Origin of the sequence: Candidatus Colwellia aromaticivorans, assembly GCF_003333305.1 — a bacterium.
GTDB classification, from domain to species: Bacteria; Pseudomonadota; Gammaproteobacteria; order Enterobacterales; family Alteromonadaceae; genus Colwellia; species Colwellia aromaticivorans.
The window spans coordinates 47,293-58,699 of record NZ_QOLD01000066.1 but is presented as its reverse complement, the minus strand read 5'-3'; the positions used below and the strand labels follow the sequence as shown (position 1 = coordinate 58,699).

9 protein-coding genes are annotated in these 11,407 nt (G+C 38.4%); 3 read left to right on the top strand and 6 right to left on the bottom strand.

The window, feature by feature from the left end; genetic code table 11:
* Window positions 1-141: 141 nt before the first annotated feature.
* A complete protein-coding gene (locus DWA31_RS10185; RefSeq protein WP_114326480.1) occupies window positions 142-1,248 on the top strand; it encodes an arginase family protein in 1,107 nt (368 codons plus the stop codon).
* Between the two features lie 167 nt (window positions 1,249-1,415).
* Here the strand turns inward: DWA31_RS10185 and DWA31_RS10180 are convergent, their stop codons facing one another.
* Complete coding sequence (locus DWA31_RS10180; protein WP_114326479.1) at window positions 1,416-3,011, bottom strand: YfaP family protein; 1,596 nt, start codon at window positions 3,009-3,011, stop codon at window positions 1,416-1,418.
* 236 nt (window positions 3,012-3,247) lie between these two features.
* Here DWA31_RS10180 and DWA31_RS10175 point away from each other — a divergent pair, with 236 nt between their 5' ends.
* Window positions 3,248-4,582: a dicarboxylate/amino acid:cation symporter gene (locus DWA31_RS10175; RefSeq protein ID WP_114326478.1), complete on the top strand. Its 1,335-nt coding sequence runs from the start codon at window positions 3,248-3,250 to the stop codon at window positions 4,580-4,582.
* A gap of 396 nt (window positions 4,583-4,978) precedes the next feature.
* On the top strand, window positions 4,979-5,539 hold the full coding sequence (locus DWA31_RS10170) for a DUF5610 domain-containing protein (RefSeq protein WP_114326477.1): 561 nt from the start codon (window positions 4,979-4,981) through the stop codon (window positions 5,537-5,539).
* Between the two features lie 159 nt (window positions 5,540-5,698).
* On the opposite strand, the gene DWA31_RS10165 is transcribed toward DWA31_RS10170, so the two are convergent.
* From DWA31_RS10165 to DWA31_RS10145, 5 genes are read right to left on the bottom strand one after another with little or no spacing between them, the layout of a single operon-like run.
* Window positions 5,699-6,679, bottom strand: coding sequence for an ABC transporter ATP-binding protein (locus DWA31_RS10165; RefSeq protein WP_210725580.1), 981 nt, complete (start codon window positions 6,677-6,679; stop codon window positions 5,699-5,701).
* A complete protein-coding gene (locus DWA31_RS10160; protein WP_245942580.1) occupies window positions 6,676-7,674 on the bottom strand; it encodes an ABC transporter ATP-binding protein in 999 nt (332 codons plus the stop codon). The genes DWA31_RS10165 and DWA31_RS10160 overlap by 4 nt, the downstream gene beginning before the upstream one ends.
* On the bottom strand, window positions 7,671-8,570 hold the full coding sequence (locus DWA31_RS10155) for an ABC transporter permease (RefSeq protein ID WP_114326476.1): 900 nt from the start codon (window positions 8,568-8,570) through the stop codon (window positions 7,671-7,673). The genes DWA31_RS10160 and DWA31_RS10155 overlap by 4 nt, the downstream gene beginning before the upstream one ends.
* Window positions 8,567-9,520: an ABC transporter permease gene (locus tag DWA31_RS10150; RefSeq protein ID WP_114326475.1), complete on the bottom strand. Its 954-nt coding sequence runs from the start codon at window positions 9,518-9,520 to the stop codon at window positions 8,567-8,569. The genes DWA31_RS10155 and DWA31_RS10150 overlap by 4 nt, the downstream gene beginning before the upstream one ends.
* Complete coding sequence (locus DWA31_RS10145; protein WP_168427329.1) at window positions 9,520-11,316, bottom strand: ABC transporter substrate-binding protein; 1,797 nt, start codon at window positions 11,314-11,316, stop codon at window positions 9,520-9,522. The genes DWA31_RS10150 and DWA31_RS10145 overlap by 1 nt, the downstream gene beginning before the upstream one ends.
* Window positions 11,317-11,407: the final 91 nt, after the last annotated feature.

The following is an 11,407-nucleotide window of genomic DNA, read 5'->3' as shown; positions in this document are numbered from 1 at the left end:
CATAGTGATTACCTAAAAATAAAACACTATTTTCTGCGCAATCATAATCGACTTTGTCAAAAAAAATAAGAGCTAAATTCTAAAAACATTAAAATTGATGATATTAATTACCATTATTTAAACCGTTTACAGAGAGTCAAAATGTCGCAATTAACAGCACAATTAAAAGAAAAGTTAACACAATGCTTATGTCCGCCCGGCAATGGTGTTTTTACCGTTAATACCGCCAAAGAGCGTAAAGAGCAGTTACATCAAACAATTTTTGGTCAGACTACCAATATTGATACTTTATGGAAAAACTCTTTAGATAAGCTGCCAGAGGCCTCTCGTGCCGTTATTTTAGGTATAGCATCAGATTGTGGTGGCGGAATTTTACGTGGAGCTAATTGGGGGCCATTATTTATTCGCACCACCTTGCTAGAACAACATCCCAAATTAAACGTTTTTGACTTAGGTGATATTCGGGTAATTCCTCATTTACTTTCAGACAAGTATTTAAATGATGCAACCATAGCAAATTGTCGAAAAGCACTTTACCAAGATGATAAAAGTAACTACTGCGTTAGTCCATTAAGTATTACCGAAGATGTTTTGCATGATTTTTATGCACAATTTCCTGATAAAGGTATTTTTGGATTAGGTGGCGATCACAGTGTTAGCTACCCACTCACTAAAGCTTATTTACAAGCAAAAACGAAACAAGGTAAGCGTACCGCTATCATTCATTTTGATGCTCATACCGATTTACTTATTGAACGATTAGGGATCGATTTATGTTTTGGCTCTTGGTGTACACACATTTTAGATGATTTGCCCGCACCCGAGCACTTAATTCAAATAGGTATTCGATCAACAGGAAAATCTAAGCAACATTGGGAAAGTACCTTTGGTGTAAAACAACACTGGGCTAAAGAAATTAAAGAGTTAGGTATTGAAAAGGTGATTGAAAATATTTTAGCGCAATTGGCACGTCAAAACATTGATGAGTTATATGTCAGCTTTGATATTGATGCCATTGATGAAAGCTTTGCTAGTTCAACAGGTACACCTGAGCCTGATGGGTTAATGCCAGATGACGCAATGCAAATATTGCGAGCTATTGCAGCGAAATACCCAATAACAGGTGCTGATATGATGGAAATAGCACCCTTTACTGATAGCTCTGGTCAAGGTGAAATTAGCCGTATTAAAACGTTGAAAGTTGCCTGTGATATTTCTGCGTTTTTGCTAGAGGAAATGAGTAAATAAATTACAGACATTAATTTAATAAAAAACAAAAAAAAAGCTCAAAATAGAGCCCTTTCTGTAATACTTTAATCACTGAAGGTACAGTCACCTACAAAACCAAAACCGTTTGTAGAAAAATGGCAATGACTATTCCCTAATAACTGATTTATTTAACTAAACATAAGACATTAAAGACTTGGAGAGCTAAGAGTCCAACTTTGTAGAGACCTAAGATCTGTTACATTAAGATCGCTATCGACAACTACCTTAAACACATTCCAAGTTTTATTTACACCTTGCCCTTCAGGGGGAGAAAAAACAAAAGTATCACCATTAAAATTAAGCTCTACTTTGGTAGGCGATTCTGTAATATTGCTTGTGCCCGCAAAGTGATAGACAGAATAAACATAGTCACCATTGGTGGTTGGTTTAAGCATAGTTAATACTTCTGGACCATAACTGGTTGTATCATCTACATCTAATGCCGCGAAAGGGAATCCAGATAAAGATCCTTTCTCAACGTAATAAATATGATAATCAGGCCCCACTAAATGCGTATCTAAATCGGCAGGATTTTCTCCCCAAGTTAAAGTCACAGAAATTGAGAAGTCTTTCACGCTTAAACATTCAGAAATAGTGTTGCCGTCAGCTGTATCAACCACAACAGTATTACTGATTTTACCTTGATCTGAAATATTAATTAATACGGTAGAACTTGCTTTTGTTCTAATAGAAAAATTACCACTTTCATCAACGATAGCGGTACTAGCACCAATATAATCATTACCTCGTGCTCTTACAACAGCGCCATGTAAAGGTGCACCTTGCTCATCAAAAGCACAACCTATAACAATCGCTTCTGTAGCACCACTGAACTCTTCTCCAACATTCCACGTTGAAAAATGATCCACTGTTGCTCGATAAGCGGTCTGTAACTGATCACTTTCGTAAGCATTTGCTATACCTTTCTCCATCCAAAGCCCAGTTGAGCTAGAGTATGAATATAATGCTCTTGCTGTCTCTAAAGGAGTAGTTGAACTAGCAAAAGGAATGGTGATATCTGATGTAGCGCCAGTTTTTAAATTAAGCTCATTGCCGCTTTCATCAATAAAACTAACTGAAATAGCACCAAAGCTTTCTAAAAAATTGTCTGTCGTAGAGAAATCACCCGACATAATGTAAGGGTCTGATGACGCATCAACATTTGTTAAACTTGCCGTTACCATACCTACTGGTGGATGTTCCGCCCCGCCGTCTAAATAAACTAAACTATCCGCAGCAATTGAAACTGAAGCAGTAAAGAAACTGATCACCTCATCTGTGCTTGGATCAAAGATTTTACTAACACCTTGAGCCAACAAACTAGGGTCAACAATTACTGCCTTTTGTAAAGCAGACAAATTAACAACCTGAGATTGTTCACTAAACCCATTCATACTGGTATTTACAATAACTCTAGCATTATAAGGTACATTAACTAACATATAAGTACCGTCAACATCACTAGTTGCTGTTAGACTACCTGCCGACACAACAGCACCTTCAATAGCCGTTCCCGTAGCGCTACTATATACTTTACCGTAGATAACCCCTTTACCTGATTCTGTCTCGGGCAAAGTAACATCGGTAGGTAAAATAGACACTCCATTACCTATAGTACCGCCACGACCAAAATCCCCCCCCCCACTATCAGCTTCAAGGCCTCCATCACCGCCACCACATGCTACTAATGTGGTTAACATCATTAATAACAGAGTAAAACTAAAGCGTCGAAGTAACTCCATAAGGGCATTCCTATTGTCTTTTGATTAATTATAATGTGCGTAAGAAAACATCTTAACTGAAAAAAAGCAAAAAAGTACAACTTAATAGCTCAATTCAAAAAAAAAAGCTTAATCATCAAGGAAGTTAACCTAAAAACTCTTATATTTAGCGCAAAACAAGCAAAACTGTTTTTTATCGTTCAGTTTATTGCTAACCTTACCAATATAATCATATTAACAATATCCGTTATATACATATGACACTAAAAAAAAGCAGTTTGACCACCAGAATTATTATCGGCATGATTTCAGGTATTGCCCTTGGTACATTTTTACAATGGCTTATGCCTAATGGTCGTGATTTACTCATTAATGTATTTTTATTTGAATTGTCAGTACAAAACTTTTTAGTTGATGGCGTACTTGAAATAATCGGCCAAATATTTATGGCAAGCTTACGAATGCTTGTTGTGCCTTTAGTCTTTGTTTCTCTTGTTTGTGGTGTTTGCTCATTACAAGATACAACTAAATTAGGCCGTATTGGCGGTAAAGCAATAGGCTTGTATTTAATAACGACTGCAATAGCAATAACTTTTGCAATATTTATCGCTATAATTGTTGGTCCCGGTGAGGGAGTAGGCATGACTGCTAGCACCAGTTTCTCTTCCAGAGAAGCACCATCTTTTGCGCAAGTTATTATTCAAATGTTCCCCACCAATCCTTTTGAAGCGTTTGCACAAGGCAATATGCTGCAAATTATTGTTTTTGCTTTACTCTTTGGCATTGCGATTGCTTTATCAGGAAAAGCAGGTGAACGCGTAGCTAGTTTGTTTGAAGACTTAAGTGAAGTGATCATGCGCTTAGTGGCTATTTTAATGAATATAGCCCCGTATGGCGTATTTGCTTTACTCGCTTCCTTATTTACTACAGTGTCACTTGAAACCTTTGGTAATTTAATTGTTTACTTTTTAGTGGTACTGGCAGTTTTATTTATTCACGCCTTAGTCACTTACCCAGTAATATTAAAATTACTGACTGGCTTAAGCCCTGTTATATTCTTGAAAAAAATGCGTGACGCTGCTATTTTTGCATTTTCAACCGCAAGCTCAAATGCCACTATTCCGGTTACATTAGAAACAGCCACAAAAAAAATGGGCGTTAAAAATTCAATAGCCTCATTTACGGTACCATTAGGTGCCACCATTAATATGGATGGCACAGCAATTATGCAAGGCGTCGCTACGGTCTTTATCGCCCAAGTTTTCAGTCAAGATTTAACCTTAGCGGATTATATAACTGTTGTGCTAACAGCAACACTTGCCTCTATTGGTACTGCTGGCGTTCCTGGTGTTGGATTAATTATGCTAGCAATGGTGTTAGATCAAGTTGGACTACCTATTGAAGGTATTGCCTTAATTATCGGTGTTGATAGATTGCTTGATATGACTCGCACCGCTGTTAATGTTACCGGAGATAGTATGGTAAGCATTGTTGTTGCTAAATCTGAACAGCAGTTTGATAACGACATGTTTTTAGATGCGAATGCTGGTAGTAAAATTGAAGAGATAGATTTTCATCATTTGAAAGATTAAATAATAGGTAACCTCTTTAAGCAAAACTTTGTATTATTACACTAATAACACTACATATACCCGTAATCATTCAAAGTGCTCGATTCAGAGTACTTGAGCAATTTCAGTTTGAGGCGCGTCAATTAAATCATGGTATTCCCTATTTCTTTGGCGCAACAATAAAATGGGATTGCTCAAGTGCTTCTCCGATGGGGCTAAAAACGATTTACACTGCCTTATTGATTTTGACAAGGGAACAACCATTCTCCGCAATCAACACCTTGTTTAAATCGTTTTTTTCTCCCACTGAAACCTGCACTTTGAATGGTCACGGGTATAGATTTGTTAAACCCATTAATTTCAATTTTTAGCATAGTTAGCTATTGTTATGCTAAAGCTTAGTAAAAGAGGTGCTTTATGCCCATCACTAATATAAATGAAACACCGCAATTAATACATCCACCACAATCTAAACAAACCGATGCGGTTTATGATCAGGCTCAAGCTAAAAAAGAACAAAATAGCGCTATTGTTCGTTCACAAATGGACGTTAGCTTGAAAATGGGTAATGAGCCTATGGCTTTACTCTATAAAACAGCGTTAGCTGCAATTAATGAAGCGCTTGATCCCACACAAGAAAGTAAACCAATACAAACCGCTTATGACAACCAAGTTGATGTATCACCAGAAGCGACAGCGACAAGAATTGTCAGCTTAGCAACGGGATTTTTTCCGGCTTTTCAACAACAAAATACAGATATAGCACCCGAAGAGTCTTTAGATAAATTTATGGCGATTATTAGTGGTGGTATAGAAACAGGCTTTAAGGATGCACGTGATATCCTTGAAAGTTTATCAGTGCTTGATGGAAAAATTGCCACGGATATTGATAGCACTTATGACTTAGTTCAAGAAGGATTAAAACATTTCACAGATAGTTTTTTTAATGATGACGAATCGGCTAATAATGAAGAATAATTCCTGTTAACAATGCTTAATGACGCGTTTTATTAACCAAGGCCAAATTGTATAATAATCAATGCTGTTATCGCTGCTCAATTCCCATCAAACCCCCATCAATTATATACTCCTGCATATTTAAGATAAAACCATTGGTTTCCCAAATATCAGAAAAGCTTATGACAGTTCAAATAAGTGACAAGCTACCCAATGTGGATCATTTTTACTACCTACTTCTACTTGTAAAGGGGCTTTTTTGGCACATATATCCATTGCTTCAGGACAACGAGTTCTGAAAGTACAACCAGAGGGTGGATTTAGTGGTGAAGGTACATCACCTTTCAAAATTTGTCGTTGATTTTTGGTGGTTGGATCGGGTGTGGGTATCGCTGATAATAAGGCTTTTGTATAGGGATGTCTTGGCTCTTTATAAAGGCTTGTCGCGGTTGCTTTTTCAACTAACCGGCCAAGATACATTACACCTACATCATCGCTGATATGCTGAACTACCGCTAGATCATGTGAGATAAAGAGAAACGATATTCCTAACTTTTTTTGTAGATTTGAGATCAGATTTAATACTTGTGATTGTACTGAAACATCTAAAGCCGATACGGCTTCATCAGCAACAATGAATTTAGGTTCAAGCGTCAGTGCTCTCGCTATACCAATACGTTGACGTTGGCCACCGGAGAACTCATGTGGGTATCGATGCAATACATGTTTTCTTAAGCCGACTATTTCAAGCAGTTCTTCAATTTTTTGTTGGCGAGATTCAGCGGTGCCAATATGATGAGTTTCCAGAGGCTCAAGCAGCGTTTGTTGTATTGTTCTTCGCGGACTAAGCGATGCATAAGGATCTTGGAAAATAATTTGCATATCTCTACGCGCATCTACCAGCGCTTTTGGTTCAAGTTTGGTAATATCTATACCATCGAGTATTACCGTTCCACCTGTAGGTTCATGTAAACGAAGTACCGCTCGACCCAGTGTTGATTTACCACAGCCAGATTCACCTACAAGCCCCATAGTTTTGCCTTTTTCAAGTACAAAACTGACATCGTCAACAGCTTTTAACTGGCTGACCACTCGATTAAATAATCCACCATGAATAGGGAAATGTTTTTTTAAGTTTTTGACTTCTAATAGCACACTCATGATGCCTCTCCACAAGGATGAAAACAGGCCACTTCACGATTGTCTTTCGTTTGGTTCTTCGGTTGTTCTTGGTGACAACGATCATCAGAAAATTGGCAGCGTTCGGCAAAACGACAGCCCTTCGGCAAATGCAACAAATCAGGCACTGTACCTGGAATAGTGGGTAATTCTGCTATTTTATCTGCACGAATTCTTGGAATTGAGGCCATCAGTCCTGCTGAGTAAGGATGTTGTGGGTTTTTAAACAGCGGTATAATAGGTGATTGCTCTACAATGCGTCCCGCATACATTACTAAAGCTCTTTGACAAGATTCGGCAACAACACCTAAATCGTGTGTTACCAATACAACTGCTGTGCCTAATTCATGCTGTAATTTTACAATTTGTTCCATTACCTGAGCTTGTATTGTTACATCCAGTGCTGTGGTTGGCTCATCGGCTAATAACAACTTTGGATTACAAGAAAGCGCCATTGCTATCATCACACGTTGTCGCATTCCGCCTGACAATTGGTGAGGGTATTCATTAATACGCTTATCCGGTGATGGAATCCCTACCAATTCTAACATCTCAATGGCACGATTTTTAGCTTGTTTACCACGGATTTTTTGATGTCGTGACAGTACATCTGTCATCTGACTTGCAATGGAAAATACCGGATTTAATGCTGTCATGGGCTCTTGAAATATCATTGATATTTCGCTGCCACGGATTTTTCTATATTCAGACTCAGGCAACCCAACCAGTTCACGACCATTGAGTTGAATACTACCCGCAGTTATCCTGCCAGGAGGCGATGGAATCAAGCCTAAAATGGCCAACGACGTTACTGATTTTCCGCAGCCAGATTCACCTACAAGACCCATAGTTTCGCCAGGCATCACATCAAAACTGATGCCATCAATAGCGCGAACGAGACCGCGTTCAGTATTAAATTCAACAACCAAATCACGAACACTTAACAAGGGTTTTTTACTACTCATGTGAATGCTCATGCGCTTACCTTCTTTGGATCTAATGCATCTTGTAAGGCATCCGAAAACATATTAAATGCCATGACAAGTATAAAGAGTAAGGCTGAGGCTGCATAAAAGTTAGCAAATTCTCCTGCCTGTACTTCAAGTGTTGATTCAGCGATCATCAAACCCCATGAAACACCATCTTTCACACCCAATCCTAAGAAACTTAAGATCACTTCAGATTTAATAGCACCGACAAAAACGATGGTAGATTGCACTAATAATATGTGGAAGGTGTTTGGCAAAATATGCCTAAATATTATGATATGCTGAGGAACCCCCACGGCACGAGCCGCTTCAACAAATTCAAAATTTTTTAATTTAATCACTTCACCCCGTACAAGCCGTGAAGTGGTTGTCCAAAATGTGGCAATCATTGCCACATGCATTGAATAGGAAAATCCACTTAACGCAAAAGCTATGGCCGCTACAAATAAATAAAAGGGAATAGAATCGAGTACTCCCATTACCCAAAGAATAATTTCATCAATCCAGGTGTTACTGAAAAAACCAGATAATGCCCCCAAAATAGCGCCAATCAAGGTTGAAATAACGGCTACGACTAATCCGACTTCAAAGGCTGTTTTAGTGGAAAATATTGCTCGCTCAAAAATATCTTGGCCAAGTATATTAGTACCAAACCAGTATTGCGACGATATGCCTTCCCATTTTTGACCATTATTATCAGACCATTCAGTCCCCCAAAGTCCCAATGCGACGCCCAGTGCTATTAACATATAGAAAGCCACAACAGATAGTCCCATCATGCCAGTACGGTCACGGCGAAATTTATAAGCCGCCTTTGACCACATCGATTCGCCTACCTTATCTTCTACCCTTTCAACAGTAGATGTATCAAGTACTGTACTCATTTTAGAGAAATCCTCGGGTCGACAACTTTGTATAAGATATCATTGATAATCAAAGTGAAAACAAACATGATTGCGGTTAATCCAACAACTGCCTTAAGAATAGGTTGATCGCCCGAAAGAATAGCGTCATAAGTGACTTTACCGACACCCGGTATACCAAAATAACTTTCCAAAAGCAGGCTGCCTGAGATTACAACGAGTGGAATAGAGAACATAATTCGAGTAATGATAGGAATCAAACTATTTTTCAAAACACTCTTAAATAATAACTCAATCGGGTGAGCGCCAAACGCTTTAGCTGTGCGTACATGATCCCTACCCATTTCCTCAACAATTACTGCCCGGTAAAACCGAGTGTTGTAACCCAGAGATACGAAAATAGATGCTAAGGTAGGTACCGTTACATAGTGAATATAATCTGTAAATGAATACACATCCCAACCTCTAACAGGGAATAGATCAAGTCCTTGAGAAGAGGAGAATATAACTTGAAAGGCTATAATCACGATAAGGAAACTGACACTCATGCCCATAACAGAAACACCCATAATAATCTTGTCGATCCAATGCCCTCGATGATAGGCGGCAATTAATGCTAAAATAACCCCGAAAAGATTACCCAAAACAAACCCCGGAAGAATTAATGCTAAAGAAACAGGCATTGTCCGAATTAAAATGCTCGATACTTTTTCACCTGATGAATCAGAATAACCGAAGTTCATTGTGGCTAATTCTTTCAAATATTGTGTATAACGTACAACAAAGCTTTTATCGTAACCTAGTTGATGACGCACTTCAGTTATCTGTTCTTGCGTTGGATTTTTACCAAGTAGATCATAGGTTTTATCGGGACCAAAATGCACCATCAATGTAAAACTAATAAGTGTTACGCCTAATATCAAAGGGATTCCGGTGACAAGTTTTCTCAAGGTATATTGTAATGTTTCCATTATTTATCCTCCTCATCTAGCATATCAACAAACTTTAGATGGAAGCCTCCCACTATTTGTATATCCGCATAAGAAACAACATTTTTGTGCCATAACAATATTCGATCACGAGAAATGCCCGTCATACTGACACATTCATCGATGACCATATTATTCATTTCCCGATAGAGTGTTGTGCGTTCTGATGAGGGTTGCATGACAGATGTCTGTTCGTATAATCGATTATATTCAAGGTTATTATAATTGGAATTATTAGAGCCTGGGGAACCATAAGGACCATAGAATAATTGTAGCGTGTTTTGAGCATCAGGATAATCAAGTCCCCATCCCATGCCAATGATCATGATTTTCGCTTCCTTAACACTTTTATTAAAATCGCCAAAACTGGCATACGAATCAAAAGAAACTTTTTCCTCTGGGAAACCAATATCTTTCATCCATCCCCTAAATTGTTCATACATTTGCCTAGTGCCCACAGATGCTACGCCTCCATAGACCAGAGTCGGCACATTATCCGATGTCCAACCCCCTTCTAACATCAGGCGCTTTGCCTCATCTACATTACGCAATGTAGAACTATTGGAAAGCTGTGGGTCAAATTCTGGAACAACAGGTGGAATAATGCCTGGGTAAATGATGCCTATACCTGAATAGAATACATCATTTCTTTCTTGCCAGTTAAATGCTGAGCGTATAGCACACCTAAGTAATTTGTTGCGTTTGTCTCTAACAGGGTCATCGTTATATCCGATCAAAGGGTCACGCATATTAAAATCAGTATGCACAAAGCCGGCTTCAATGTTATGAGACATATGATATTTTTCATCCATTTCTGGCGTTAAGATGATCTTAGGTCTTTTCTGGCTAAGGATTTGATCCACTTGCTCTACCGGTACACCGGTAAAATTTATTTCATTAGCTTTGTTAAATGAAGCCCATCGGGAAGCGGTTTCTTTGATGAAATCTATCTTGAGTGCATCAACTAATGGCGGGGATTTACCCGAAATTTTATCAATACCATATTGTTTATGTAGCTTAGGATCATAACCTTCAAATTCGAGATCGATCGGCTCTTGTCGATATTTGATATTTCGAATCATCAACGCATAATTTGATGATTCGTAGCGAAGCATTTTAAAGGGACCGGAACCAACCGGATGCACCGAGAATTCACGGCCGTAATGGTCAATCGCTTCATGTGGCACTATTGCTGAAAATCCCTGAGCAAAAGTATGTATTAGCTGCGGATAAGGTGCTAATAAAGTAATTTGAATAGTGTGTGAATCTAATGCTTTTAGACCCTCTATCGTTTGACTATAGTGCGAGCCAACATCTTTCCATTCTTTAATACCTACAATTTTACCATCCCAAAGCCAAGATCCTTGAGAGCGATTAGTAACATCAAAATGTCGTTTAATGGAATAAATAAGATCTTCTGCGATAACTTCTCGACCTTTTCCACTTGGGAAAGCGGGGTCGTCAGCATAAAAGACACCTTTTTTAATTTTAATGGTATATATCAAGCCATCATCTGATACTTCAGGCATGGCTACAGCAAGGTTAGGAACTATTTCATAAGGACGAGCAAGGTATTTATATCGATATAAGGTGTCATAAATATTTACCACAATATTATTTGCATAGACTGTTGCGGCATTGACAGGATCTAGACTACTCGGCGCACCAGCAAGGGAATGACGATATATCTTTGCTGGGCCTTTTAAATGACCTTCTAACGCTTTATCGATATCTATTGCAGCATTACAGCCTACTAGGGACGCGGAGACTGCAAGCAATAACACATTCAACCATTTTAAATTTTGAAGCAAAACATTCACCATATACTTATTTGTTCTTATTTTTTGTTCTTAGCAGGCAACAAAATAA